At 51.6% G+C, this 26146-nt stretch carries 23 protein-coding genes and 1 rRNA gene; 15 read left to right on the forward strand and 9 right to left on the reverse strand.

Annotated elements, in window-relative coordinates; genetic code table 11:
• Positions 1 to 12: 12 nt before the first annotated feature.
• Positions 13 to 1554, reverse strand: a 16S ribosomal RNA gene (locus OGY06_RS15365).
• 481 nt (positions 1555 to 2035) lie between these two features.
• Between OGY06_RS15365 and OGY06_RS15370 the strand changes: the two genes are divergently transcribed.
• Both OGY06_RS15370 and mdtD read left to right on the forward strand, forming a co-directional pair.
• On the forward strand, positions 2036 to 2740 hold the full coding sequence (locus OGY06_RS15370; protein ID WP_003023753.1) for a FadR/GntR family transcriptional regulator: 705 nt from the start codon (positions 2036 to 2038) through the stop codon (positions 2738 to 2740).
• Position 2741: 1 nt separating this feature from the next.
• On the forward strand, positions 2742 to 4169 hold the full coding sequence (mdtD, locus tag OGY06_RS15375) for a multidrug transporter subunit MdtD (RefSeq protein ID WP_003826995.1): 1428 nt from the start codon (positions 2742 to 2744) through the stop codon (positions 4167 to 4169).
• On the opposite strand, the gene rbsR is transcribed toward mdtD, so the two are convergent.
• From rbsR to kup, 7 genes are all read right to left on the reverse strand, one after another.
• Positions 4135 to 5127 (reverse strand): ribose operon transcriptional repressor RbsR, encoded by a 993-nt coding sequence (gene rbsR / locus OGY06_RS15380; RefSeq protein WP_003023757.1) that lies wholly within the window; start codon positions 5125 to 5127, stop codon positions 4135 to 4137. The two genes, mdtD and rbsR, sit on opposite strands and share 35 nt — an antisense overlap.
• 3 nt (positions 5128 to 5130) lie before the next feature.
• Complete coding sequence (gene rbsK, locus OGY06_RS15385; RefSeq protein ID WP_003826997.1) at positions 5131 to 6060, reverse strand: ribokinase; 930 nt, start codon at positions 6058 to 6060, stop codon at positions 5131 to 5133.
• Positions 6061 to 6201: 141 nt separating this feature from the next.
• Complete coding sequence (rbsB, locus tag OGY06_RS15390; RefSeq protein WP_003023760.1) at positions 6202 to 7092, reverse strand: ribose ABC transporter substrate-binding protein RbsB; 891 nt, start codon at positions 7090 to 7092, stop codon at positions 6202 to 6204.
• A 24-nt stretch (positions 7093 to 7116) separates the two neighbouring features.
• Entirely contained in the window at positions 7117 to 8082 is a 966-nt protein-coding gene (rbsC, locus tag OGY06_RS15395) for a ribose ABC transporter permease (protein ID WP_003826999.1), read from the reverse strand.
• Between the two features lie 5 nt (positions 8083 to 8087).
• A complete protein-coding gene (rbsA, locus tag OGY06_RS15400; RefSeq protein WP_003023764.1) occupies positions 8088 to 9593 on the reverse strand; it encodes a ribose ABC transporter ATP-binding protein RbsA in 1506 nt (501 codons plus the stop codon).
• A gap of 7 nt (positions 9594 to 9600) precedes the next feature.
• Complete coding sequence (gene rbsD / locus OGY06_RS15405; protein ID WP_003827001.1) at positions 9601 to 10020, reverse strand: D-ribose pyranase; 420 nt, start codon at positions 10018 to 10020, stop codon at positions 9601 to 9603.
• 192 nt (positions 10021 to 10212) lie between these two features.
• On the reverse strand, positions 10213 to 12081 hold the full coding sequence (gene kup, locus OGY06_RS15410; RefSeq protein WP_003827003.1) for a low affinity potassium transporter Kup: 1869 nt from the start codon (positions 12079 to 12081) through the stop codon (positions 10213 to 10215).
• A gap of 329 nt (positions 12082 to 12410) precedes the next feature.
• On the opposite strand from kup, the gene ravA reads away from it, so the two are divergent.
• Both ravA and viaA read left to right on the forward strand, forming a co-directional pair.
• A complete protein-coding gene (ravA, locus tag OGY06_RS15415) occupies positions 12411 to 13907 on the forward strand; it encodes an ATPase RavA (protein ID WP_020996042.1) in 1497 nt (498 codons plus the stop codon).
• The gene (gene viaA / locus OGY06_RS15420; protein ID WP_003827006.1) at positions 13901 to 15352 is read left to right on the forward strand and encodes an ATPase RavA stimulator ViaA; all 1452 of its coding nucleotides are present in this window, start codon (positions 13901 to 13903) and stop codon (positions 15350 to 15352) included. Before ravA ends, viaA begins: the two co-directional genes overlap by 7 nt.
• Before the next feature lie 3 nt (positions 15353 to 15355).
• On the opposite strand, the gene asnA is transcribed toward viaA, so the two are convergent.
• Positions 15356 to 16348, reverse strand: coding sequence for an aspartate--ammonia ligase (asnA, locus tag OGY06_RS15425; protein WP_286605648.1), 993 nt, complete (start codon positions 16346 to 16348; stop codon positions 15356 to 15358).
• A 151-nt stretch (positions 16349 to 16499) separates the two neighbouring features.
• Here asnA and asnC point away from each other — a divergent pair, with 151 nt between their 5' ends.
• The 11 genes from asnC (at position 16500) to atpG (ending at position 26134) form a co-directional block, all read left to right on the forward strand.
• Positions 16500 to 16958 (forward strand): transcriptional regulator AsnC, encoded by a 459-nt coding sequence (gene asnC, locus OGY06_RS15430; RefSeq protein ID WP_003023780.1) that lies wholly within the window; start codon positions 16500 to 16502, stop codon positions 16956 to 16958.
• Positions 16959 to 17046: 88 nt separating this feature from the next.
• The gene (gene mioC / locus OGY06_RS15435; RefSeq protein ID WP_197385410.1) at positions 17047 to 17496 is read left to right on the forward strand and encodes an FMN-binding protein MioC; all 450 of its coding nucleotides are present in this window, start codon (positions 17047 to 17049) and stop codon (positions 17494 to 17496) included.
• A 372-nt stretch (positions 17497 to 17868) separates the two neighbouring features.
• Positions 17869 to 19758 (forward strand): tRNA uridine-5-carboxymethylaminomethyl(34) synthesis enzyme MnmG, encoded by a 1890-nt coding sequence (mnmG, locus tag OGY06_RS15440; RefSeq protein ID WP_286605650.1) that lies wholly within the window; start codon positions 17869 to 17871, stop codon positions 19756 to 19758.
• Between the two features lie 102 nt (positions 19759 to 19860).
• A complete protein-coding gene (gene rsmG, locus OGY06_RS15445; RefSeq protein ID WP_003827017.1) occupies positions 19861 to 20484 on the forward strand; it encodes a 16S rRNA (guanine(527)-N(7))-methyltransferase RsmG in 624 nt (207 codons plus the stop codon).
• Positions 20485 to 21098: 614 nt separating this feature from the next.
• A complete protein-coding gene (atpI, locus tag OGY06_RS15450; protein WP_003827019.1) occupies positions 21099 to 21479 on the forward strand; it encodes a F0F1 ATP synthase subunit I in 381 nt (126 codons plus the stop codon).
• 7 nt (positions 21480 to 21486) lie between these two features.
• A complete protein-coding gene (gene atpB / locus OGY06_RS15455; protein WP_003023792.1) occupies positions 21487 to 22302 on the forward strand; it encodes a F0F1 ATP synthase subunit A in 816 nt (271 codons plus the stop codon).
• Positions 22303 to 22348: 46 nt separating this feature from the next.
• Complete coding sequence (atpE, locus tag OGY06_RS15460) at positions 22349 to 22588, forward strand: F0F1 ATP synthase subunit C (RefSeq protein WP_003023794.1); 240 nt, start codon at positions 22349 to 22351, stop codon at positions 22586 to 22588.
• A 59-nt stretch (positions 22589 to 22647) separates the two neighbouring features.
• The gene (gene atpF / locus OGY06_RS15465; RefSeq protein WP_003827022.1) at positions 22648 to 23118 is read left to right on the forward strand and encodes a F0F1 ATP synthase subunit B; all 471 of its coding nucleotides are present in this window, start codon (positions 22648 to 22650) and stop codon (positions 23116 to 23118) included.
• Positions 23119 to 23132: 14 nt separating this feature from the next.
• Positions 23133 to 23666, forward strand: a complete 534-nt coding sequence (gene atpH / locus OGY06_RS15470; RefSeq protein WP_003827024.1) for a F0F1 ATP synthase subunit delta — start codon at positions 23133 to 23135, stop codon at positions 23664 to 23666.
• Positions 23667 to 23678: 12 nt separating this feature from the next.
• Positions 23679 to 25220 carry a F0F1 ATP synthase subunit alpha gene (atpA, locus tag OGY06_RS15475; protein ID WP_003827026.1) on the forward strand — a complete coding sequence of 514 codons (1542 nt, stop codon included), beginning with the start codon at positions 23679 to 23681 and terminating at the stop codon, positions 25218 to 25220.
• 50 nt (positions 25221 to 25270) lie between these two features.
• Entirely contained in the window at positions 25271 to 26134 is an 864-nt protein-coding gene (gene atpG, locus OGY06_RS15480) for a F0F1 ATP synthase subunit gamma (RefSeq protein WP_003023804.1), read from the forward strand.
• The last annotated feature ends 12 nt before the right edge of the window (positions 26135 to 26146 follow it).

Here is a 26146-nt window from a genome sequence, read left to right on the forward strand (position 1 = left end):
GGTTCTTTAAGGTAAGGAGGTGATCCAACCGCAGGTTCCCCTACGGTTACCTTGTTACGACTTCACCCCAGTCATGAATCACAAAGTGGTAAGCGCCCTCCCGAAGGTTAAGCTACCTACTTCTTTTGCAACCCACTCCCATGGTGTGACGGGCGGTGTGTACAAGGCCCGGGAACGTATTCACCGTGGCATTCTGATCCACGATTACTAGCGATTCCGACTTCATGGAGTCGAGTTGCAGACTCCAATCCGGACTACGACATACTTTATGAGGTCCGCTTGCTCTCGCGAGGTCGCTTCTCTTTGTATATGCCATTGTAGCACGTGTGTAGCCCTACTCGTAAGGGCCATGATGACTTGACGTCATCCCCACCTTCCTCCAGTTTATCACTGGCAGTCTCCTTTGAGTTCCCGGCCTAACCGCTGGCAACAAAGGATAAGGGTTGCGCTCGTTGCGGGACTTAACCCAACATTTCACAACACGAGCTGACGACAGCCATGCAGCACCTGTCTCAGAGTTCCCGAAGGCACCAAAGCATCTCTGCTAAGTTCTCTGGATGTCAAGAGTAGGTAAGGTTCTTCGCGTTGCATCGAATTAAACCACATGCTCCACCGCTTGTGCGGGCCCCCGTCAATTCATTTGAGTTTTAACCTTGCGGCCGTACTCCCCAGGCGGTCGACTTAACGCGTTAGCTCCGGAAGCCACGCCTCAAGGGCACAACCTCCAAGTCGACATCGTTTACGGCGTGGACTACCAGGGTATCTAATCCTGTTTGCTCCCCACGCTTTCGCACCTGAGCGTCAGTCTTTGTCCAGGGGGCCGCCTTCGCCACCGGTATTCCTCCAGATCTCTACGCATTTCACCGCTACACCTGGAATTCTACCCCCCTCTACAAGACTCTAGCCTGCCAGTTTCGGATGCAGTTCCCAGGTTGAGCCCGGGGATTTCACATCCGACTTGACAGACCGCCTGCGTGCGCTTTACGCCCAGTAATTCCGATTAACGCTTGCACCCTCCGTATTACCGCGGCTGCTGGCACGGAGTTAGCCGGTGCTTCTTCTGCGAGTAACGTCAATTGCTGCGGTTATTAACCACAACACCTTCCTCCTCGCTGAAAGTACTTTACAACCCGAAGGCCTTCTTCATACACGCGGCATGGCTGCATCAGGCTTGCGCCCATTGTGCAATATTCCCCACTGCTGCCTCCCGTAGGAGTCTGGACCGTGTCTCAGTTCCAGTGTGGCTGGTCATCCTCTCAGACCAGCTAGGGATCGTCGCCTAGGTGAGCCGTTACCCCACCTACTAGCTAATCCCATCTGGGCACATCCGATGGCAAGAGGCCCGAAGGTCCCCCTCTTTGGTCTTGCGACGTTATGCGGTATTAGCTACCGTTTCCAGTAGTTATCCCCCTCCATCGGGCAGTTTCCCAGACATTACTCACCCGTCCGCCACTCGTCACCCAAGGAGCAAGCTCCTCTGTGCTACCGTTCGACTTGCATGTGTTAGGCCTGCCGCCAGCGTTCAATCTGAGCCATGATCAAACTCTTCAATTTAAAAGTTTGATGCTCAATGAATTAAACTTCGTAATGAATTACGTGTTCACTCGTTGAGACTTGGTATTCATTTTTCGTCTTGCGACGTTAAGAATCCGTATCTTCGAGTGCCCACACAGATTGTCTGATAAATTGTTAAAGAGCAGTGCCGCTTCGCTTTTTCTCAGCGGCGCGGGGTGTGCATATTACGCCATCCCGCTACGAAGTCAAGCATTTAATTTCGCTTTCTTCGCCGGAGTTCTCAGTGGAACCCCGCTGACCCGGCGGCTTGTAATCCGTTGTTCCGTGTCAGTGGAGGCGCATTATAGGGAGTTATTTCAGGCTGACAAGGGGAAATTTAAAATAACTTTCCGAGTGCGTATTTTTTCACCAAAACAACCATTAACATGCCATAAAATAAGCAAATTGCCGTTTTTGCAGCCGCAATCACATTTCCAGGTGGCATACTAATGAATAAGAAAAAGAGTAAGGAAGAACATTCATGCCGTTAAATGCCCAACAGCTAGCCGCACAGAAAAACTTGTCCTACGTTCTGGCCGAAAAGCTGGCTCAGCGAATATTAAAAGGTGAATACGCGCCGGGTGCGATATTGCCTGGCGAAATAGAGCTGGGCGATCAGTTTGGCGTGAGTCGCACCGCGGTAAGAGAAGCAGTAAAAACATTAACGGCAAAAGGTATGGTATTACCGCGCCCACGTATTGGTACACGCGTCATGCCGCAAGCAAACTGGAACTTCCTTGACCAGGAGCTGCTCACCTGGTGGATGACAGAAGATAATTTCCCGCAGGTCATTAAACATTTTCTGGTGATGCGTATCAGCCTGGAGCCTCAAGCGTGCTTACTGGCAGCGACCATAGGTACGGCTGAACAGAAAGCGCACCTCAACACGCTGATGGAAGAGATGGTCGAGCTGAAAAGAAACTTCAGACGCGAACGCTGGATTGAGGTTGATATCGCCTGGCATGAGCACATCTATGAAATGAGTGCGAATCCGTTCCTTATTTCCTTTGCATCTCTGTTCCATTCGGTTTACCAGACCTACTTTACCTCTATTACCTATAACGATGTGGTGAAACTGGATTTGCACCAGGCCATTGTCGACGCAATAGATGATAACGATGGCGATCGTGCCTTTGCTGCCTGTCAGGCATTGCTGATAGCACCGAACGTGCTACCGGATAAATAATATGTCAGAAAAGAAATCACGCAGTATGGCCGGGCTACCGTGGATAGCAGCCATGGCCTTTTTTATGCAGGCACTAGACGCCACGATCCTCAATACCGCCCTACCCGCAATAGCACATAGTCTTAACCGCTCTCCACTCGCCATGCAGTCGGCCATTATCAGCTATACCCTGACTGTCGCGATGCTGATCCCGGTAAGTGGTTGGCTGGCAGACCGATTTGGTACCCGACGCGTCTTTATGATTGCCGTTAGCCTGTTTACATTGGGATCGCTGGCCTGTGCGCTGTCCAGCTCCCTAAGCGAACTGGTGATTTTCCGTGTCATTCAGGGAATCGGTGGCGCCATGATGATGCCCGTTGCCCGTCTGGCGTTATTGCGTGCTTACCCCCGCAGCGAACTGCTTCCCGTGCTTAACTTCGTCACCATGCCAGGACTTGTGGGGCCGATTTTAGGTCCGGTATTGGGCGGTGTACTGGTTACATGGGCCAGTTGGCACTGGATCTTCCTGATTAATATTCCAATTGGCATTGCCGGTATCTTCTATGCCCGCAAATATATGCCGAACTTCACCACGCCACGCCGCGGTTTTGATATGACCGGTTTCTTTCTGTTTGGTTTGAGCCTGGTGTTGTTTTCCAGCGGCGTTGAATTGTTCGGTGAGAAGCTTGTCGAGACCTGGGTCGCACTCGGTATTATTCTTGCCAGTGTGTTGTTACTACTCGCCTATATTCGCCATGCGCGTCGCCACCCAACGCCGCTGATATCGCTTCCGATATTTAAGACTCGGACCTTTTCTGTTGGGATCGCCGGAAACCTCGCCACTCGCCTGGGCACAGGCTGCGTGCCCTTCTTAATGCCGCTGATGTTGCAGGTAGGATTTGGATATCCGGCTCTGATAGCCGGCTGCATGATGGCGCCAACAGCGTTAGGTTCAATTCTGGCAAAATCCATGGTGACGCAGGTTCTGCGCAAACTCGGCTACAGGACCACATTGGTGGGTGTTACAGTATTTATCGGACTGATGATTGCGCAGTTCGCTTTGCAATCTCCTGCCATGCCGGTCTGGATGCTAATCCTGCCGTTGTTCATTTTAGGTATGGCGATGTCCACCCAGTTTACTTCAATGAATACCATCACTCTGGCGGATCTGACCGATGAAAACGCCAGCAGCGGCAACAGCGTATTGGCCGTTACTCAGCAGTTATCAATCAGTTTAGGGGTTGCCATCAGCGCCGCCGTTCTGCGTATCTATGAAGGTATGGAAGGAACCAATACGGTCGAGCAGTTCCACTACACCTTTATGACGATGGGCGCTATCACGGTAATATCCGCGCTGATGTTCATGCTGCTAAAAGCCAAAGATGGACGTAACCTGATCAAAGATCGGCACAAACCTAAACCGACCCCCGCTCCATCAGAACAGGAGTAAGCTGCAAACGCTGTTGCTGTAATGCGGGCTGCGCCATCCGGTGAATTAATACATCGATGGCCAGTTCGCCCAATTCATCTTTTGGTTGGTGGATGGTCGTCAGGGGCGGCGTCATATAGCGCGCCAGCTCGATATCATCGTAACCCACCACAGCCATATCCTGCGGAATGCGCAATCCTGACTGGTACAGAGCCTGATACGCGCCAACTGCCATTGCATCATTGCCGGTAAAAACGGCCTGCGGTCGCTGTTTATGCGACAGCAACGTTTGCATAGCTTCAAAGCCGCCGCCGAACTCAAAGTCACCGGTAATCTCGTAGCCTTCCGGAACAGGCAACCCCGCCCGCTTCATTGCTGCCCGATATCCTTCCAGACGCAAACGCGCCGGGGTTTTATCCAGCGGCCCGGTGATGCAGGCAATGCGCGTAAAACCTTTTTCGATAAGATGTTGCGTGGCTAAATCCCCGCCCAGCAAGGAATTATCCTGAATCAGATCGCTTTCACCATCAAAAGGCGACCAGTCCATCATCACGGTCGGTATAGAAGGATAACGCTGCATTATCTCTCTGGAAGGCTGATGTGTTTCGGTGCAGAGCAGCAACAAGCCGTCCACACGTTTTTGCATCAGAGTTTCCAGATTACGGTTCATGCGCTGTTCATCGCCTTCGGTATTGCACAGCACCAGACTGTAGCCGCGCTCAAAACAGCTACGTTCAACGCCGCGCACTAGTTCAGAATAGAAGGGATTGGTACTGGCAGTGATTAACATGCCAATCGTGCGGGTCTGGTTTAACTTGAGGCTACGCGCCAGCGCTGAGGGCGCGTAGTTCAGCGCTTTAATTGCAGCTTCTACTTTGTCAGTGACGGACTCACTGACAAAGCGATCTTTATTAATGACGTGAGAAACCGTCGACGTGGAAACACCCGCCAGGCGGGCGACGTCCTTCATTGTAGCCAAGCGTTACCTCTGTTGACTTAAAAACGCTTCTATTTCTTCGCGCCACGGAACGGAAGGCTGTGCGCCTTTACGGGTAACCGCTATCGCCGCAGCGGCATGCGCAAAACGGATCGCTTCAGGCAGCGGAGTCTCTTCCAGCAACGCTGTAATTAACGCGCCATTAAAGGTGTCTCCAGCGGCAATAGTATCAACGGCTTCCACTTTAAAACCGGGCACACGCTGACCTTCGCCATTAACGCTGGCCCACACACCGCGACTACCTAAAGTAATCAGTACAGTATGGATACCTTTAGCGTGCAATGCCTGCGCCGCTTTGGCCGCGTCTTCATCATTTTCGACCCGGATCCCCGTCAGCTTTTCAGCCTCGGTTTCATTCGGGGTAATAATATCCACCAGCGCCAGCAGTTCATCAGAAAGTTCACGTGCCGGTGCCGGGTTCAGGGCGACCATGGTCTTATTTTGATGTGCAATCTTTGCTGCAGTCAGTACGCTTTCGATCGGCGATTCTAACTGCATAAGTAAGGCGGACGCCTGAGCAATACGCTCATGCTGCGCTTCCACCAGCGCTGGCGAAAGAGCTGCGTTCGCTCCGGCATGAATGCCGATAACGTTCTCACCTTCACCATTCACAAAAATCAACGCCACACCGGTCGATTCCCCCGAAATTACGCTAATCGGCGCGATATCGATGTTATCTTTGGCTAACTGTTTACGCACACTTTCGCCAATATCATCATCGCCCGTACAGGCAATGAATGCGATATTCGCGCCACTACGACCCGCAGCAACAGCCTGATTCGCGCCTTTACCGCCAAATGCGACCTGATAATGGCTACCAGTTACGGTTTCACCAGGTGTCGGGAAAGAGTTAAGGTTAAGGATGTGATCGGCATTGATACTGCCAAGAACAACGAGGTTGCCTGCGGTTTTCATATTTGGTGTTCCAAGTCAAAGTGCGCCACCGGGTTAGGGTGGCGCGTGCCCTGCTTTTCTTTTTACGCTTTCATCCCCAAAATCAGATACGGGGATGGCGTATTTATGTCTCCATCAGGCCGCGAGCGACCTGAATCGGTATTACTGCTTGATGACCAGCTTCAGGTCAACCGGATATTTAGCCTGAACCTTCTCGCCTTTCAGGACTTTATCCGCAGTCTCAACGCCTTTCGCGCCGATCTGATCCGGCAACTGAGCAATAGTCGCAGCCAGTTTGCCATCATTTACTGCTTTTTCGCCATCTGGAGTGCCGTCAAATCCAACCACCATCACATCAGATTTACCCGCGGTTTGCAGTGCGCGCAGCGCACCCAGCGCCATTTCATCGTTCTGGGCAAATACGGCCTGCACATCAGGATGCGCGGTCAGCAGGTTCTGCATGACGTTCAGACCTTTGGTGCGGTCGAAGTCTGCCGGCTGGCTGGCCAGTACGTTAAATTTGTGTGCCGCAACGGCCTGCTGGAAACCTTCACCACGCTCACGCGCCGCTGAAGTTCCGGCAATCCCCTGCAGTTCGATAACTTTCGCGCCTTCACCGGCCTTCTTCGCGATGTAATCACCCGCAATTTTGCCACCCAACACGTTATCAGACGCAATGTGGCTTACCACTTCGCCTTTGGAGGCAACACGGTCAAGGGTAATAACCGGAATTTTTGCCTGGTTAGCCATCTTCACAGCATTACCAACGGCATCAGAGTCAGTCGGGTTGATCAGCAGAATTTTAGTTCCACGAACCGTTAAGTCCTGAACGTTAGCCAGCTCTTTCGCCGGGTTATTCTGCGAGTCCAGAATCACCAGGTTGTAACCCAGCTTATCCGCCTCTTTTTGCGCCCCATCCTTCAGAGAAACAAAGAACGGGTTGTTGAGGGTGGAGACCACCAGCGCAATGGTATCTTTCGCCATCGCATTCGCGCTCACGGTGGCGCTCAGCGCAACAGCAGAAACCAGGGTAGCCAGTTTTTTCATGTTCATATTTAAGATGTCCTGTAATCGTTGTTACTGCTTTTTGTTGTCTACCAGTACCGCCAGCAAAATCACCACCGCTTTGACGATCATTTGGTAATAGGAGGATACACCTAACAAATTCAAACCATTATTGAGGAAACCAAGAATCAATGCGCCGATCAGCGTCCCAACAATACGTCCTTTACCACCCGCCAGGCTGGTACCGCCTAACACCACCGCGGCGATCGCATCCAGCTCATAGCCAGTACCTGCTGTTGGTTGCGCAGAGGAGAGGCGCGCGACTTCAATGATGCCCGCCAGCGATGCCAGCAGACCGCACAGTGAGTAAACGATAATTTTGATTTTACTGACGCTGATACCAGACAAACGCGTTGCCGCTTCGTTACCGCCCAGCGCGTAGATATAACGGCCCAGACGAGTGTGGTGCAGCATGTACCACGCCGCGAGGAAGACAATCCCCATGATCCACACTGGCGTAGGGATGCCTAACGGACGACCAATACCAAACCAGCCAAACAGATCGGCATTGTCAGTAAATCCGGTATTAACCGGACTGCCGTTGGTGTACACCATGGTCACGCCGCGCAGCAGCAGCATCATCACCAGCGTTGCAATAAACGCCTGCACCCGACCTTTCGCAACAATCACCCCGGTGACTGCACCAATGGCAGCGCCGAGCGCCAGGGCTGCAGCAACAGCCACCAGCGCATTGACCTCAATCCCTACAATTGAAGCCGCAACCGCGCCGGTAAGCGCCAGCAAGGAACCGACGGACAGATCGATACCTGACGTCAGGATAACCAGCGTCATGCCAACGGCCATGATAGCGTTCACCGACGTTTGCTGGAGAATGTTGAAAAGGTTATTAACGGTAAAAAAGTTAGGGCTCATGGTGGAAACAATCGCGATCAGCACTAACAGAGCGATGAGCGACTTTTGCTCCAGAAGCCATGCTTTAGTGAAATAACGGCGACCAGAAACAGCCTGGGTAGTCATCTTTTTTACTCCTGATTCACGCGATTAAGCTTGCCCACAGCGGCAGCCATTAATACTTCCTGAGTGGCCTGCTCGCGAGTGAACTCACCGCCGAGATGCCCTTCATGCATAACGATAATTCGATCGCTCATGCCCAATACTTCTGGCATCTCAGAGGAGACCAGAATGATGCTCAGCCCGTCAGCCTTAAACTGGTTGATAAGCTGATAGATTTCTTTCTTGGCTCCAACGTCAACGCCGCGCGTTGGTTCATCAAGGATCAGCACTTTTGGCCGCGTCATCAGACCGCGCGCAATCGCCACTTTCTGCTGGTTACCACCGGACAGCAGACCGATAGCCTGTTCCATTGATGGTGTTTTAACATTGAACAGACGAATAAAATCACCCACCGCCTGCTGCTCATCTTTATGTTTAAGGCTTCCACCGGCGCGGCTGAAATAACGCAGCGCGGTCAGTGACATGTTCTCTTTCACCGACATGCCCAGCACTAAACCATCGCGTTTACGGTCTTCAGAAATATAGACGATGCCGTTAGCCAACCCATCCTGCGGCGAACGGGTAACCACTTCATGGCCATCAAGCGTGACGTAACCGCTGGTGCGCGGCAATGCGCCGTACAACACTTTCATCAGTTCGGTTCGTCCGGCCCCCATCAGCCCGGATACGCCAAGGATCTCGCCTTTACGCAGCGTGAACGAAACATCGTTTACGCCAGGACCGCACAGGTTATCGACCTTCAGGCGAATATCACCCGGCGCTTTTTCCAGGCGCGGGTACTGATCTTCCAGCTTACGTCCCACCATCATTTCAATCAGCGAGTCTTCAGTCAGCGAGGCGACTTCACGCTCGGCAATAAACTGCCCGTCGCGGAAGACGGTTACGTCGTCGCAAATCTCGAAGATCTCTTTCATACGGTGAGAAATATAGACAATGCCGCGTCCCTGGGATTTCAGTTCGCGGATGACGCGGAACAGGGATTCGGTTTCGGTATCGGTGAGGGCATCCGTCGGTTCATCCATAATGATGACTTTCGATTCAAAGCTCAGCACTTTGGCAATTTCGACCATCTGCTGATCGCCAATCGACAGCTCACCAACCAGTCTGTCGCTTTTAAAGCGCAGATTCAGTTTGGCGAGCAGCAGATCGGCTTCGGCGTACATCTTCTTCCAGTCAATTTTGCCAAAGCGATTCACAAACTCACGGCCAAGAAAAATGTTCTCGGCGATAGTGAGTTGCGGGATCAGGTTCAGCTCCTGGTGGATGATACCGATACCAGCTTCCTGAGAGGATTTAGGGCCGTTAAAGGTGGTCTCTTTCCCCAGCCATAATAAAGAGCCAGCATCACGGGTATAGATCCCGGTCAACACTTTCATCATGGTGGATTTGCCCGCGCCGTTTTCGCCCACCAGCGCCATTACGCGGCCAGGGTAGACATTCAACGCGGCGCCGGATAGCGCTTTTACGCCCGGGAACGCTTTATCGATCCCTTTAAGTTGCAGTAATGCGTTCATGATGGCCTCAGAACGTGACGCCAGCACAGAGAATAATATTCGCATACGGAGAACATTCTCCGCTGCGAATTACCGCCTGACTGTCTGCGGTTTGTTTTTTGAATTGTTCATGCGTGGTGTAACGAATTTCTATGGTGTTTCCCTGGTGTTGTTGCAGTTGCTCAATGTGGCTGAGCAACGTTTCGTGGAGTTGCGGATTATGTTGTTTAATTTCCGACGCGAGAATGGCCGCCTCGACCTGCATTTCACGTGTGACCACATCCAGTACCTGCATAAAAGAAGGTACGCCCTGGGTTAATGCCATATCAATACGCGTTGTGCTGTTCGGGATGGGTAAACCTGCATCACACACCACCAGCGTATCGGTATGCCCCAGACGGGAGATCACCGTTGAAATTTCAGAGTTGAGTACCGTGCCTTTCTTCATTTTCTTTCCCCACTAGCGAAACGTTTCGCTGAAGATAAGTGTAGTGCGAAGAGTGGACAGAAAACCACCGCGACGTTACGAAAATGTGATCGCCATCGAAACGTTTCGCAAGGATTATCATTCGATGAAATGAAAACTGAGAGGGGCAAAACAAAACGCCCCCTTTCGCGATGAAAGAGGGCGTCGATGAGATTAAATCTCTACCTGAGTACCAAGCTCAATAACCCGGTTCGGTGGGATTTCAAACTGGTCCGGCGCGCGCAGCGCGTTGCGCTGTAGCAGCAGATACAGCTTGCCGCGCAGACGCAGGTACCATGGCCGCTTGCCAACAATCAACGACTCATGCGACATGAAGAAGGACGTTTCCATCATCCGACAGCTTAAGCCTTCCAGACCGCAGCGATGGAACACTTCCTCCACGTTCGGCGTTTCGCGCCAACCGTAGCTGGCCACCACGCGCCAGAAGGTGGGCGATAACTGCTCAATCTGCACTCTACGCACGTTGTGAACATAGGGCGCATCTTCCGTGCGCAGCGTCAGCAGAATAACGCGCTCATGCAGCACCTTGTTATGCTTGAGGTTATGCAGAAGTGCAAACGGGATGACGTTCAGTGCGCGGGACATATACACCGCCGTTCCCGGCACGCGTACCGGTGGCGATTTCTCCAGAGAAGCAATCATCGCCTCCAGAGAGTTACCGTGCTCATGCATGCGACGCAGCAGACGGAAGCGTTCGCTTTTCCAGGTGGTCATGATGGTGAACATCACCAGACCCAGCGTCAGAGGCAGCCAACCGCCGGAAATAAGCTTATCGAGGTTCGCGGAGAACAGCGGAACATCGACGCACAAGAACGCCACCAGGATCAGGAAGACGAAGTATTTATTCCAGTGCCAGTTTTTGCGCGCCACGGTAGTCGACAGAATTGAAGTCAGTACCATCGTCCCCGTTACCGCAATCCCATACGCCGCAGCAAGGTTACTGGAGTGTTCAAAGCTCACTATCACGATAACTACCGCAAAATAGAGCATCCAGTTAACGAAAGGAATGTAAATCTGGCCCGATTCCATTTCCGAGGTATGGATGATACGCATCGGCGATAAATACCCCAGACGTACGGCCTGACGCGTCAGCGAGAAGACACCGGAGATAACCGCCTGAGAGGCGATGACCGTTGCCAGCGCGGCGAGGATCAACAATGGAATTAATGCCCAGTCCGGCGCCAGCAGGAAAAACGGGTTTTTGATCGCTTCAGGATGCTTTAACAGCAACGCGCCCTGCCCAAAATAGTTCAGCACCAGTGAAGGCAATACCACGGAAAACCATGCCAGACGAATCGGCAATTTACCGAAGTGGCCCATATCCGCATACAGCGCTTCAACACCGGTAATCGACAGCACCACCGCACCCAGCGCGATAAAGGACAGCGTTTTAAATTCGAGGAAGAAATGCACCGCCCAATACGGATTGAGCGCCTGCAGTACTTCCGGATTGCCAATAATACTGCGCACGCCTAATACCGCGAGCGTCAGGAACCATAGCAGCATAATCGGCGCAAACAGCTTACCGACCATACCGGTACCGTGTTTTTGAATCAAAAACAGCAGGGTCAGCACAATTATTGAGAGCGGAACAATCCAGGTATCCAGTTGCGGGGCAACTATCTCCAGACCTTCAATCGCAGACATCACCGAAATGGCTGGCGTAATCACCACTTCACCATAAAAGAAGCTGCCGCCTATCAATCCCATAATGACCAGCATGGAGGTTGTTCGCGCCGAGGTATTGCGCCCGGCCAATGACATCAGCGTCAGGATCCCGCCTTCTCCGGCGTTATCTGCGCGCATGACAAACGTCAGGTATTTAATGGAGACAACAAAGATCAGCAGCCAGAAAATCAGCGAGAGAAAACCAAATACGGCATCACGTTCAACGCCAAAACCAAACTGGCCGGACAAACATTCACGAAGCGTATAAAGTGGGCTGGTACCAATATCACCGTAGACAACCCCAATGGCCGCAAGGGTAATCGCAGACAATGATTGTTTATTATCAGTGCTCATAGACTCGTCTTTCGTTTATACACATCATCTTTCAAGCCACTCCGTGTGGGCTGCATTCGTTATTCCCCCCATCCCAGAAGAAAACTCCATTGCCGCCTTGGTGTAGCTTGATTGATTTGGTGTATATATAAGAAATGTGTGCGTCGTCCCTTGGCCCACAAAAAGGCGCACAGTATGCACGATTAATCACAAAATCGTACCCCTAAATGAGACCAGATTAATCTGGCTCAAAGAAAAATAAGCGCACCTTCAGTCTATTACTGCAATGGTGTGAAGCATCTATACTCGCAGTTTATGCAGTACATTTGGCGAAAGGACGCCACTTCATTATGGCTCACCCACATTTATTAGCGGAAAGAATTTCCCGTCTGAGCAATGCGCTGGAAAAGGGACTTTATGAACGTAGCCACGCCATTCGTCTGTGTCTGCTGGCAGCACTCAGCGGCGAGAGCGTTTTCTTATTAGGCCCCCCGGGGATCGCAAAAAGCTTAATTGCCCGCCGACTGAAGTTTGCCTTCCAAAACGCACGCGCTTTTGAATACCTGATGACGCGCTTCTCTACGCCCGAAGAGGTGTTTGGTCCGCTGTCCATTCAGGCGTTAAAAGACGAAGGTCGCTATGAACGCTTAACGGCGGGCTATCTTCCTGAAGCTGAAATCGTTTTTCTCGATGAAATCTGGAAAGCAGGCCCGGCAATTCTTAACACCCTGTTGACCGCCATTAACGAACGTCATTTCCGTAACGGCGCGTATGAAGAAAAAATTCCGATGCGTCTGCTGGTGGCTGCTTCCAACGAACTGCCTGAAGCCGACAGCAGCCTGGAAGCGCTGTACGACCGTATGCTGATTCGTCTGTGGCTGGATAAAGTTCAGGACAAGGCCAATTTCCGCTCCATGCTGTTAAGTCAGCAGGATGAAAGCGACAATCCGGTCCCGGCATCATTGCAGGTGACGGATGAAGAGTATCATCAGTGGCAAAAAGACATTGGTGCGATCAAGCTTCCCGATCGCGTGTTTGAGCTCATTTTCACGCTGCGCCAGCAGTTGGACGTGTTACCGAATGCACCTTATGTGTCCGATCGTCGCTGGAAAAAAGCGATCCGCTTACTCCAGGCCAGTGCTTTCTTTAGCGGACGCGATGCGGTAGTACCTATCGACCTGATCCTGCTGAAAGATTGCCTGTGGTACGACGCACAAAGCCTGAATCTGATGCAACAACAGCTTGAAATATTGATGACCGGACACGCCTGGCAACAGCAAGCCATGCTGACGCGCCTGGGCAGCATTGTGCAGCGCCGCATTCAGCTCCAGCAGCAGCAAAGCGACAAAACGGCGTTCACGGTGATCCGCCAGGGCGGAATGTTCAGCCGTCGTCCTCATTATGATTTACCGCCAGAAGCCTCGTCTTCTGTCGTGACATTACTGCTGCAAAAGCCTTTAAAACTGCATGATATGGAGGTTATCCATATAGCTTTCGAACGTGGCGCGCTGGAACTATGGCTAACAAAAGGCGGTGAGATCCGCGGAAAACTAAACGGGATCGGCTTTGCCCAAACGCTGAATATGGAAGTCGATAGCGCACAGCATCTGGTTGTGCGCGATGTCAGTTTACAAGGTTCTCGCCTGGCGCTGCCGGGTGCTTCGCAAGAGAGTATGCCCGCAGAGATAAAACAGGAGCTTGAGGCGCTCGATAACGAGTGGCATCAGCAGCACAGCGCATTCAGCGAACAGCAAAAATGCCTGTTTATTCATAGCGACTGGTTAGGCCGCATTGAGGCCAGCCTGCAGGATGTCGGGGCGCAAATCCGCCAGGCACAACAATGCTGACCCTTGATACGCTCAACATCATGCTGGCAGTCAGCGAAGAGGCGATGATCGAAGAGATGATCGTCGCCCTGCTGGCTTCCCCAAAGATGGTGGTATTTTTTAAAAAATTTCCTCGCCTTAAAAAAGCGATCACTGACGACATTCCCCGCTGGCGTGAATCATTGCGTAGCCGCCTCAAAGATACCCATGTACCGCCGGAGCTGATGGAGGAGGTTATGTGCTATCAACAAAGCCAGCTCCTCTCTCATGCGCAGTTTATCGTTCAGCTACCGCAAATATTATCGCTATTGCACCGCCTCCATTCGCCGTGGGCCGGGCAAGCGCAGCAACTGGTCAATGACAACAGCACCTTTACGCCCGCCCTACATACGCTTTTTCTCCAGCGCTGGCGCCTGAGCCTGGTGGTGCAAACAACAACGCTGAATCAGCAACTGCTGGAAGAAGAGCGCGAGCATTTGCTCAGTGAAGTACAAGAACGGATGACCCTCAGCGGGCAACTGGAACCTGTACTGGCAGAAAATGACAACGCAGCAGGCCGGTTGTGGGATATGAGCGCGGGCCAAATCAAGCGCGGTGATTATCAGTTGATGGTGAAATACGGCGAATTTCTGACGCAACAACCCGAACTCCAGCGCCTGGCCGAACAGTTAGGTCGTTCCAGAGAGGCGAAATCCGTGCCGCGTAAAGATGCGCCAATGGAAACCTTCCGTACGCTGGTGCGCGAACCTGCAACCGTCCCGGAGCAGGTGGATGGCATCCAGCAAAGTGACGATATCCTGCGCCTGCTACCGCCAGAGCTGGCCACGCTGGGCATTACCGAACTGGAATACGAGTTCTACCGACGGCTGGTGGAAAAGCAACTGCTCACCTACCGCCTGCACGGCGAAGCATGGCGTGAGAAAGTAACGGAACGTCCGGTGGTGCATCAGGATTTTGACGAGCAGCCGCGCGGGCCTTTTATCGTCTGCGTTGATACCTCGGGATCGATGGGCGGATTTAATGAGCAGTGTGCGAAAGCCTTTTGCCTGGCGCTAATGCGCGTTGCCCTTGCCGATAACCGGCGCTGTTTCATTATGCTGTTTTCAACAGAAGTGGTGCGCTATGAGCTTTCCGGTCCGGAGGGCATCGAACAGGCGATCCGCTTTTTAAGTCAGCGCTTTCGTGGCGGCACTGATATTGCCAGCTGTTTTCGCGCCATAATTGAGCGCATGCAGGGTCGGGAATGGTTTGATGCCGATGCGGTGGTTATCTCAGATTTTATCGCTCAGCGATTGCCCGATGAAGTAGTCAGCAAAGTGGGAGAATTACAGCGGGTGCACCAGCACCGTTTTCATGCGGTAGCGATGTCAGCACATGGCAAACCCGGCATCATGCGCATTTTCGATCATATCTGGCGCTTTGATACCGGGATGCGAAGCCGCCTGCTCAGACGCTGGCGGCGTTAATTGTTACAGCAGAGAAGCGACGCTTTCACGAACCTGGGCCGGCCATACGCCACACTGAACCTGACCAATGTGCGGTAATTGCAGCAACAGCATGGTCAGACGCGACTGCCCAATGCCGCCACCAATTGTCTGCGGCATTTCACCGCGCAGCAGCGCCTGGTGCCACTCCAGACTCAGGCGATCTTCATCACCGGTCAGAGACAGCTGGTGTTTCAGGGCGTCAGCATCCACACGGATCCCCATAGAAGACAGCTCAAACGCATCTTCCAGAACCGGGTTCCAGACCAGAATATCACCGTTCAGACCGGCATGACCCAGCTCGGACGCTGAACTCCAGTCATCATAATCCGGCGCACGTACGTCATGACGGTGACCGTCGCTGAGCTTGCCGCCGATCCCCACCAGGAATACCGCACCCAGCTCTTTAGCGATCGCACGTTCACGACCTTTTGCATCAAGATCCGGATAACGAGATAACAGCTCCTGGCTATGAACAAAGTGGATCTGCTCTGGCAGGAACGGTGCCAGACCAAACTCTTTGCTAACCGCAGCTTCGGTGGCCTTAATTCCCGCCCAGATAGCCTCTACCGTGCTTTTCAGAGTGGAGAATTGACGCTCACCGTCGCCCATCACGCGCTCCCAGTCCCACTGGTCAACGTACACTGAGTGCAGCGGGGAGAGGCGATTTTCATCGGGACGCAGGGCTTTCATGTGCGTGTACAGCCCCTCGCCTGCGCTAAAGTCGTGTTGTCCTAACGTTTGACGCTTCCACTTCGCCAGTGAATGAACCACTTCGAATTGAGCGTCTGGCAATGCTTTAACCTTCACCTGCACCGCTTTTTCACAGCCCGACAAGTTATCCTGCGTGCCATCTCCAACGCGGCTGAGGATCGGCGCCTGAACTTCGATCAGGCCTAAACGCTCTTCCAGCTGGCGAGAAAAATGAGATTTTACGAAGCTAATTTGACGTTGTTTGGCAATGTAAGCGGTTTTCATTATGTGTACTCCTGTGTCCTGTTGCCTATGATTAAGCAACAGAATGGAGGTAATATTCAATAATCAACAAACAAAAAGCCGACTTCGATTTTGATTCGTTAAAAATTACGTCTAAAATAGAGGGAATCATTAATCTACATAAGAAAAACCTATGGAAAATTATCAGATCGACAATCTGGACCGCGGCATTCTTGACGCCTTAATGGAAAATGCTCGTACCGCCTACGCAGAATTAGCCAAACAGTTCGGCGTCAGCCCAGGAACAATTCACGTTCGCGTAGAAAAGATGAAGCAGGCGGGGATTATTACCGGCGCGCGGATTGATGTCAGTCCCAAACAATTGGGTTATGACGTCGGCTGCTTTATCGGCATCATCCTGAAAAGTGCGAAAGACTATCCGTCAGCGCTGGCCAGACTGGAAAGCCTCGATGAAGTGACCGAAGCGTATTACACCACCGGACACTACAGCATCTTTATTAAGGTGATGTGCAAGTCGATCGACGCATTGCAGCAGGTACTTATCAACAAGATCCAAACAATTGACGAAATTCAGTCCACTGAAACCCTGATCGTCCTGCAAAACCCGATCATGCGTACCATCAAGCCATGATCGGTTTTTTTAATCCCCTATTTTTCCACAGGTAGATCCCAGCTCGCTCACAGCGTACAATACGCCCTCTTTATAAAGGTGGGCGATCATGGCAGACATCACTCTTATCAGCGGTAGTACGCTTGGCAGTGCGGAATATGTAGCAGAGCATCTGGCTGAAAAGCTGGACGACGCCGGTTTTTCCAGCGAAATACTGCATGGGCCAATGCTTGAAGAGGTTCCGACTGACGGGATCTGGCTGATTATCAGCTCCACGCACGGTGCGGGAGACATTCCTGACAATCTGCAACCTTTATATGATGCGTTACGCGAGCAAAAGCCGGACCTGTCACAAGTGCGCTTTGGTGCAATCGGGATCGGCAGTCGTGAATATGACACCTTTTGCGGCGCAATCGACAAGCTGGAAGCCGAATTGAAGGCCTGTGGGGCGAAACAGATCGGCGAAACACTCAGGATCAACGTACTGGAACATGAAATTCCGGAAGATCCGGCTGAAATTTGGCTGGGATCGTGGCATCCGTTGCTCAGAGTTTTGTAAAGATCGTACTTTTTTATGTGGATAACTCTGGTTAAAAGCTTGGATCAACCGGTAGTTATCCCAAGAACAACCGTTGTTCAGTTTTTGAGTTGTGTATAACCCTTCATTCTGATCCCAGCTTATACGGACCAGGATCACCGATCATTCACAGCTAATGATCCTCAGCAACCTGTTGATCTTACTTAAAGGATCGTCCTTATCCACAGAAAGGTGCGATCCTAATAAGAGATCACAATAAAACAGATCTCTAAATAAAAAGATCTTCTTTTTAATACCCAGGATCCCAGGTCTTTCTCCATCGACTAAAGTTGAGTAGAATCCACGGCCCGGGCTTCAATCCATTTTCACACCGCGTTATGCGAGGCAATTACCATGTTTTATCAGGATCCTTTTGACGTCATCATCATTGGCGGGGGTCATGCAGGCACCGAGGCCGCAATGGCCGCGGCGCGAATGGGTCAACAGACTCTGCTTTTGACACACAATATCGACACTCTGGGGCAGATGAGCTGCAACCCGGCGATCGGCGGTATTGGGAAGGGACACCTGGTAAAAGAAGTGGATGCGCTTGGTGGGTTGATGGCAAAAGCAATCGACCATGCGGGTATCCAGTTTAGGATACTAAACGCAAGCAAAGGGCCAGCCGTTCGCGCTACCCGAGCTCAGGCCGATCGTGTGCTCTATCGCCAGGCGGTACGCACTGCGCTGGAGAATCAACCCAATCTGATGATCTTCCAGCAGGCGGTTGAAGATCTGATTGTCGAAAACGATCGCGTTGTGGGTGCAGTAACCCAAATGGGACTGAAGTTCCGTGCCAAAGCGGTCGTATTAACCGTGGGGACTTTCCTCGACGGCAAAATTCATATTGGTCTGGATAACTACAGCGGTGGCCGCGCTGGCGATCCGCCGTCCATCCCGCTGTCACGCCGTCTGCGTGAACTGCCGCTGCGCGTCAGCCGCCTGAAAACCGGTACACCGCCGCGTATCGATGCGCGCACGATTGATTTCAGCGTGCTCGGCCAGCAAAACAGCGATAACCCGATGCCGGTCTTCTCATTCTTGGGCGATGCTTCTCAACATCCGCGCCAGATGCCGTGTTACATCACGCATACCAATGAGAAAACCCATGACGTGATCCGCAATAACCTCGATCGTAGCCCAATGTACGCTGGCGTGATCGAAGGTATCGGCCCACGCTACTGCCCGTCGATCGAAGATAAAGTGATGCGCTTTGCCGATCGTAACCAGCATCAGATCTTCCTCGAACCGGAAGGGCTGACCTCTAACGAAATTTACCCGAATGGCATCTCCACCAGCCTGCCGTTCGATGTGCAGATGCAAATTGTCCGCTCCATGCAGGGGATGGAAAATGCCAAAATCGTCCGCCCTGGCTACGCGATTGAGTATGATTTCTTCGATCCGCGTGATCTAAAACCTACTCTGGAAAGCAAATTCATCCAGGGTCTGTTCTTTGCGGGCCAGATTAACGGTACAACTGGTTATGAAGAAGCCGCCGCACAAGGCATGCTGGCTGGTCTGAACGCCGCGCGTTTGTCTGCTGAAAAAGAGGGGTGGGCACCGCGTCGCGATCAGGCTTATCTTGGCGTGCTGGTGGACGACCTGTGTACGCTGGGTACCAAAGAACCGTACCGTATGTTCACATCTCGCGCTGAATACCGTTTGATGCTGCGTGAAGATAACGCCGACCTGCGTCTGACCGAAATTGGTCGTGAACTGGGTCTGGTGGACGATGAGCGCTGGGCTCGCTTCAACGAGAAACTGGAGCGTATCGAACAGGAACGCCAACGTCTTAAATCAACCTGGGTGAATCCGTTAGCGGAGTCCGCAGCAGAAGTGAATGCTCACCTGGCTACACCTCTGTCACGTGAAGCGAGCGGTGAAGATCTGCTGCGTCGCCCGGATATGACCTATGCTCAGTTGACCTCTTTATCTGCGTTCGCACCCGCGCTTGATGATGCTCAGGCCGCAGAACAGGTTGAGATTCAGGTGAAATACGAAGGGTATATTGCCCGTCAGCTGGAAGAAATTGAAAGACAACAGCGCAATGAAAACACCCTGTTGCCTGCAACGCTGGATTATCGCCAGGTTTCTGGCTTGTCGAATGAAGTTATCGCTAAGCTGAACGATCACAAACCCGTCTCGATCGGTCAGGCATCGCGTATTTCCGGCATAACGCCTGCCGCCATCTCCATTCTGCTGGTATGGCTGAAAAAACAAGGTATGCTGCGCCGCAGCGCTTGATAACACTATTTTGGCGGGGGCGCTTCGCTTGCCCGCCGTACGAATTTGTAGGCCCGATAAGCGAAAGCGCATCGGGCATTTGATTATTAACAGGTAACGACCGTGCTCAACAAACTCTCTCGTCTGCTGGCTGATGCCGGTATTTCTCTTACCGATCACCAGAAAAATCAGCTGATTGCGTATGTCGATATGCTGCACAAATGGAACAAAGCGTACAACCTGACGTCGGTGCGGGATCCCAACGAAATGCTGGTACGCCATATTCTGGACAGCATTGTCGTTGCACCGTATCTGAAGGGTGAGCGTTTTATCGATGTAGGTACGGGACCGGGCCTGCCGGGAATTCCGCTCTCTATCGTGCGTCCAGAAGCGCATTTCACACTGCTCGATAGCCTGGGAAAACGTGTTCGTTTCTTGCGTCAGGTGCAGCATGAGCTTGCGCTTACTAACATCACTCCAGTGCAAAGCCGTGTTGAAGAATTTCCTTCAGAACCGCCGTTTGATGGGGTGATTAGCCGTGCTTTCGCTTCACTCAATGATATGGTTAGCTGGTGTCACCATTTGCCGGGCCAGAATGGGCGTTTTTATGCGCTAAAAGGGCAGTTGCCTGCAGATGAAATTGATTCGCTGCCAGCAGAATTCAGCGTTGAGTCCGTCGAAAAATTACGCGTTCCGCAGTTGGATGGTGAACGTCATTTGGTGGTTATTAAGCCAAACAAAATTTAATTTTTATCAAAAAAAATAGAGAAAAAACGGCTTTTCAGGTGTTAAAAGTCATAGGTAATAGTGTGGTTAAATGTCGTTACATTTCACTAGTGCCTTACGGTTTTGCATCATAACTATAACGTACCGTTTTTTGTTAAAAGCGAAACAAGTCAGCTGTGAAAATATCAGTCTGCTAAAAATAGAACGTAAGAATCACCGTTCGTGTTAATTTTTTATTATAAATGTCAATGAGCGGTTTTTTTGTTGTTAGGCGTTGTTTTTGAAATAGTGGCTATTTTTACGCTTAAATATCAAAAAGATGAAAAGGCATCAATTGCCACGTAAATAAATTATGCGAAGGTGAATATGTTCAATGTGTGATCTGGTGCACGCTTTGACGCCAGTGTTTTCGCGGTATTTGCAGTTTTGCATGATCGTTCACAGTTTGCCTAAAAGTAATAAATGTGGGGCAGCGAAAAATATTTAAACATTTATTCACTTTTTAGCTACTTATTGTTTGAAATCACGAAGGCGCACCGTATAATTTGTCCGCTTTTTGATGCTTGACTCTAAGCCATAAAGAACGTTTTATACGACACGCGGCATACCTCGAAGGGAGCAGGAGTAAAAACGTGATGTCTATGTCGCTCTTGAGTCGAAACGTTGCTCGTAAGCTTTTGCTCACACAGCTTCTGGTTGTAATAGCAAGTGGATTGCTGTTTAGCCTCAAAGACCCTTTCTGGGGCATCTCCGCGTTGTGTGGAGGATTGGCAGTGTTACTGCCTAATGTGTTGTTTATGATATTTGCCTGGCGTCACCAGGTACATACACCAGCGAAGGGCCGAGTAGCCTGGTCGTTCGCTTTCGGCGAAGCCTTCAAGGTATTAGCGATGCTGGTGTTGTTGGTGGTGGCGTTGGCTGTTTTGAAAGCGGTATTCATGCCGCTGATCGTTACGTGGGTTTTGGTGCTGGTGGTTCAGATACTGGCGCCGGCTGTAATTAACAACAAAGGGTAAAGGCATCATGGCTTCAGAAAATATGACGCCGCAGGATTACATAGGACACCATCTGAATAACCTTCAGTTGGACCTACGTACATTCTCGCTGGTGGATCCGCACAACCCCCCAGCCACCTTCTGGACGCTCAATATTGACTCCATTTTCTTCTCGGTGGTTCTGGGTCTGTTGTTCCTGCTTATGTTCCGTAGCGTAGCCAAAAAGGCGACCAGCGGCGTACCAGGTAAATTTCAGACCGCGATTGAGCTGGTAATCGGCTTTGTGCATGGTAGCGTGAAAGACATGTACCATGGCAAAAGCAAGCTGATTGCTCCGCTGGCCTTGACGATTTTCGTCTGGGTATTCCTGATGAACTTGATGGATTTGCTGCCTATCGACCTGCTGCCGTACATCGGTGAGCATATCTTTGGCCTACCGGCTCTGCGTGTGGTTCCGTCTGCTGACGTGAACATCACCCTGTCGATGGCGCTGGGCGTATTTATCCTCATTCTGTTCTACAGCATCAAAATGAAAGGCATCGGTGGCTTCGCGAAAGAGTTGACGCTGCAGCCGTTCAATCACTGGGCGTTCATCCCTGTCAACTTAATCCTTGAAGGGGTAAGCCTGCTGTCCAAACCAATCTCTCTTGGTCTGCGACTGTTCGGCAACATGTATGCCGGTGAGCTGATTTTCATTCTGATTGCTGGTCTGTTGCCGTGGTGGTCACAGTGGATCCTGAATGTGCCTTGGGCCATTTTCCACATACTGATTATCACGCTGCAAGCCTTCATATTTATGGTTCTGACGATTGTCTATCTGTCGATGGCATCTGAAGAGCATTAATTTACCAACACTACTACGTTTTAACTGAAACAAACTGGAGACTGTCATGGAAAACCTGAATATGGATCTGCTGTACATTGCTGCCGCTGTGATGATGGGTCTGGCGGCAATCGGTGCTGCGATCGGTATCGGCATCCTCGGGGGTAAATTCCTGGAAGGCGCAGCGCGTCAACCGGATCTGATTCCTCTGCTGCGTACTCAGTTCTTTATCGTTATGGGTCTGGTGGATGCAATCCCAATGATCGCTGTAGGTCTGGGTCTGTACGTGATGTTTGCTGTCGCGTAGTAAGCGTTGCTTGAATTAAGAGCAATATCAGAACGTTAACTAGATAGAGGCATTGTGCTGTGAATCTTAACGCAACAATCCTCGGCCAGGCCATCGCGTTTGTCCTGTTCGTTCTGTTCTGCATGAAGTACGTATGGCCGCCTTTAATGGCTGCCATCGAAAAACGTCAAAAAGAAATTGCTGACGGCCTTGCTTCTGCAGAACGAGCACATAAGGATCTTGACCTTGCAAAGGCCAGCGCGACCGACCAGCTGAAAAAAGCGAAGGCGGAAGCTCAGGTAATCATCGAGCAGGCGAACAAACGCCGTGCTCAGATCCTGGACGAAGCTAAAACTGAAGCAGAGCAGGAACGTACTAAAATCGTGGCACAGGCGCAGGCGGAAATTGACGCCGAGCGTAAACGTGCTCGCGAAGAGCTGCGTAAGCAAGTTGCTATCCTGGCTGTTGCTGGCGCCGAGAAGATCATCGAACGTTCCGTGGATGAAGCTGCTAATAGCGACATCGTGGACAAACTTGTCGCTGAACTGTAAGGAGGGAGGGGCTGATGTCTGAATTTATTACGGTAGCTCGCCCCTACGCCAAAGCAGCTTTTGACTTTGCCGTTGAGCACCAAAGCATTGACCGTTGGCAGGATATGTTGACGTTCGCCGCTGAGGTGACAAAAAACGAACAAATGGCAGAGCTTCTCTCTGGCGCGCTGGCGCCGGAAACGCTCGCTGAGTCGTTTATCGCCGTGTGCGGTGAGCAGCTGGACGAAAGCGGCCAAAACCTGATTAGGGTTATGGCTGAAAATAACCGTCTGAATGCGCTCCCGGATGTTCTTGAGCAGTTTATTCACCTGCGTGCAGCCAGTGAGGCTATCTCTGAGGTAGAAGTCACTTCTGCCAATGCACTGAGTGATGAACAGCTTACGAAGATTAGTGCTGCGATGGAAAAACGTCTGTCACGCAAAGTTAAGCTGAATTGCAAAATCGATAAGTCTGTAATGGCAGGCGTAATCATCCGAGCGGGTGATATGGTCATTGATGGCAGCGTACGCGGCCGTCTTGAGCGCCTTGCAGACGTCTTGCAGTCTTAAGGGGACTGGAGCATGCAACTGAATTCCACCGAAATCAGCGAACTGATCAAGCAGCGCATTGCTCAGTTCAGTGTTGTGAGCGAAGCTCATAACGAAGGTACTATTGTTTCTGTAAGTGACGGTGTTATCCGCATTCACGGCCTGGCCGATTGTATGCAGGGTGAGATGATTTCCCTGCCGGGTAACCGTTACGCTATCGCACTGAACCTGGAGCGCGACTCCGTAGGTGCAGTAGTGATGGGTCCATACGCTGACCTCGCCGAAGGCATGAAGGTTAAGTGTACGGGTCGTATTCTGGAAGTTCCGGTTGGCCGTGGCCTGCTGGGTCGTGTGGTGAACACTCTGGGTTCCCCGATTGACGGTAAAGGTCCGGTTGATAACGATGGCTTCTCGCCAATCGAAGTTATCGCACCAGGCGTAATCGAACGTCAGTCCGTCGACCAGCCAGTCCAGACCGGTTATAAATCTGTTGATGCCATGATCCCAATCGGTCGTGGCCAGCGTGAGCTGATCATCGGTGACCGTCAGACAGGTAAAACTGCGATGGCAATCGATGCCATCATCAACCAGCGTGATTCCGGCATCAAATGTGTGTACGTGGCTATCGGCCAGAAAGCGTCCACCATTTCCAACGTGGTTCGTAAACTGGAAGAACACGGCGCACTGTCCAACACCATCGTTGTTGTGGCGACCGCGTCTGAATCTGCTGCACTGCAATACCTGGCACCATATGCCGGTTGCGCAATGGGCGAATACTTCCGTGACCGCGGTGAAGATGCACTGATCGTTTACGATGACCTGTCTAAACAGGCCGTTGCGTACCGTCAGGTTTCCCTGCTGCTGCGTCGTCCGCCAGGACGTGAAGCATTCCCGGGCGACGTATTTTACCTCCACTCCCGTCTGCTGGAACGCGCATCCCGCGTAAACGCGGAATACGTTGAGAAGTTCACCAATGGTGAAGTTAAAGGTAAAACCGGCTCCCTGACCGCTCTGCCGATTATCGAAACCCAGGCGGGTGACGTTTCTGCGTTCGTTCCGACCAACGTAATTTCCATTACCGATGGTCAGATCTTCCTGGAAACCAACCTGTTTAACTCCGGTATTCGTCCGGCAGTTAACCCGGGTATCTCCGTATCTCGTGTTGGTGGTGCAGCGCAGACCAAGATCATCAAGAAACTGTCCGGGGGTATTCGTACCGCTCTGGCACAGTATCGTGAACTGGCTGCGTTTTCTCAGTTCGCTTCCGACCTGGATGAAGCTACTCGTAAGCAGCTGAGCCATGGTCAGAAAGTAACTGAACTGCTGAAGCAGAAACAGTATGCGCCAATGTCTGTTGCACAGCAGGGTGTGGTGCTGTTTGCGGCTGAACGCGGTTACCTCGAAGATGTGGAACTGGCGAAAATCGGTAGCTTCGAAGCCGCTCTGCTGGCTTACGTTGACCGTGACCACGCTCCGCTGATGCAAGAGATCAACCAGTCCGGTGGCTATAACGATGAAATCGAAGGCAAGCTGAAAGCTATCCTCGATTCCTTCAAGGCAACCCAGTCCTGGTAACGTCTGGCGGTCTGCTTTAGGGCGGACCGCAAGGCATTGAGGAGAAGCTCATGGCCGGCGCAAAAGAGATACGTAGTAAGATCGCAAGCGTCCAGAACACGCAGAAGATCACTAAAGCGATGGAGATGGTCGCCGCTTCCAAAATGCGTAAATCGCAGGATCGCATGGCGGCCAGCCGTCCTTATGCAGAGACCATGCGCAAAGTGATTGGTCACCTTGCGAATGGTAATCTGGAATATAAGCACCCTTACCTGGAAGAACGCGACGTTAAACGCGTGGGCTACCTGGTGGTGTCGACCGACCGTGGTCTGTGCGGTGGCTTGAACATTAACCTGTTCAAAAAGCTGCTGGCGGATATGAAAACATGGTCCGATAAAGGCGTTCAGTGCGATATCGCAATGATCGGCTCTAAGGGCGTGTCTTTCTTTAACTCCGTTGGCGGTAACGTGATCGCTCAGGTAACCGGTATGGGGGATAACCCTTCCCTGTCCGAACTGATTGGTCCGGTTAAAGTGATGCTGCAGGCCTACGATGAAGGTCGTCTGGACAGACTGTACGTTGTCAGCAACAAATTTATTAACACCATGTCTCAGACGCCAACCATCACCCAACTGCTGCCTCTGCCGGCATCAGATGATGATGAATTGAAGCGTAAATCCTGGGATTACCTGTATGAGCCAGACCCGAAAGCGCTGCTGGATACACTGCTGCGTCGTTATGTCGAGTCTCAGGTTTATCAGGGCGTGGTAGAAAACCTGGCCAGCGAGCAGGCCGCACGTATGGTGGCGATGAAAGCCGCGACCGACAATGGCGGCAGCCTGATTAAAGAGCTGCAGTTGGTATACAACAAAGCTCGTCAGGCCAGCATTACTCAGGAACTCACCGAAATCGTCGGTGGTGCATCCGCGGTATAACCAGGTTAATTC

It is taken from the genome of Citrobacter sp. Cpo147 (assembly GCF_030332405.1).
Classification (GTDB): Bacteria; Pseudomonadota; Gammaproteobacteria; order Enterobacterales; family Enterobacteriaceae; genus Citrobacter; species Citrobacter portucalensis.

What these genes read in the sequence shown, in the direction of transcription:
- mioC (WP_197385410.1), top strand. Translation starts at nt 17,047, where the DNA reads ATGGCAGACATCACTCTTATCAGCGGTAGTACGCTTGGCAGTGCGGAA.
- ravA (WP_020996042.1), top strand. Translation starts at nt 12,411, where the DNA reads ATGGCTCACCCACATTTATTAGCGGAAAGAATTTCCCGTCTGAGCAAT.
- OGY06_RS15370 (WP_003023753.1), top strand. Translation starts at nt 2,036, where the DNA reads ATGCCGTTAAATGCCCAACAGCTAGCCGCACAGAAAAACTTGTCCTAC.
- rbsK (WP_003826997.1), bottom strand. Translation starts at nt 6,060, where the DNA reads ATGAAAACCGCAGGCAACCTCGTTGTTCTTGGCAGTATCAATGCCGAT.
- atpA (WP_003827026.1), top strand. Translation starts at nt 23,679, where the DNA reads ATGCAACTGAATTCCACCGAAATCAGCGAACTGATCAAGCAGCGCATT.
- viaA (WP_003827006.1), top strand. Translation starts at nt 13,901, where the DNA reads ATGCTGACCCTTGATACGCTCAACATCATGCTGGCAGTCAGCGAAGAG.
- asnC (WP_003023780.1), top strand. Translation starts at nt 16,500, where the DNA reads ATGGAAAATTATCAGATCGACAATCTGGACCGCGGCATTCTTGACGCC.
- atpE (WP_003023794.1), top strand. Translation starts at nt 22,349, where the DNA reads ATGGAAAACCTGAATATGGATCTGCTGTACATTGCTGCCGCTGTGATG.
- kup (WP_003827003.1), bottom strand. Translation starts at nt 12,081, where the DNA reads ATGAGCACTGATAATAAACAATCATTGTCTGCGATTACCCTTGCGGCC.
- mnmG (WP_286605650.1), top strand. Translation starts at nt 17,869, where the DNA reads ATGTTTTATCAGGATCCTTTTGACGTCATCATCATTGGCGGGGGTCAT.
- rbsA (WP_003023764.1), bottom strand. Translation starts at nt 9,593, where the DNA reads ATGAACGCATTACTGCAACTTAAAGGGATCGATAAAGCGTTCCCGGGC.
- rbsD (WP_003827001.1), bottom strand. Translation starts at nt 10,020, where the DNA reads ATGAAGAAAGGCACGGTACTCAACTCTGAAATTTCAACGGTGATCTCC.
- atpH (WP_003827024.1), top strand. Translation starts at nt 23,133, where the DNA reads ATGTCTGAATTTATTACGGTAGCTCGCCCCTACGCCAAAGCAGCTTTT.
- asnA (WP_286605648.1), bottom strand. Translation starts at nt 16,348, where the DNA reads ATGAAAACCGCTTACATTGCCAAACAACGTCAAATTAGCTTCGTAAAA.
- atpB (WP_003023792.1), top strand. Translation starts at nt 21,487, where the DNA reads ATGGCTTCAGAAAATATGACGCCGCAGGATTACATAGGACACCATCTG.
- rbsB (WP_003023760.1), bottom strand. Translation starts at nt 7,092, where the DNA reads ATGAACATGAAAAAACTGGCTACCCTGGTTTCTGCTGTTGCGCTGAGC.
- rbsC (WP_003826999.1), bottom strand. Translation starts at nt 8,082, where the DNA reads ATGACTACCCAGGCTGTTTCTGGTCGCCGTTATTTCACTAAAGCATGG.
- mdtD (WP_003826995.1), top strand. Translation starts at nt 2,742, where the DNA reads ATGTCAGAAAAGAAATCACGCAGTATGGCCGGGCTACCGTGGATAGCA.
- atpI (WP_003827019.1), top strand. Translation starts at nt 21,099, where the DNA reads ATGTCTATGTCGCTCTTGAGTCGAAACGTTGCTCGTAAGCTTTTGCTC.
- atpG (WP_003023804.1), top strand. Translation starts at nt 25,271, where the DNA reads ATGGCCGGCGCAAAAGAGATACGTAGTAAGATCGCAAGCGTCCAGAAC.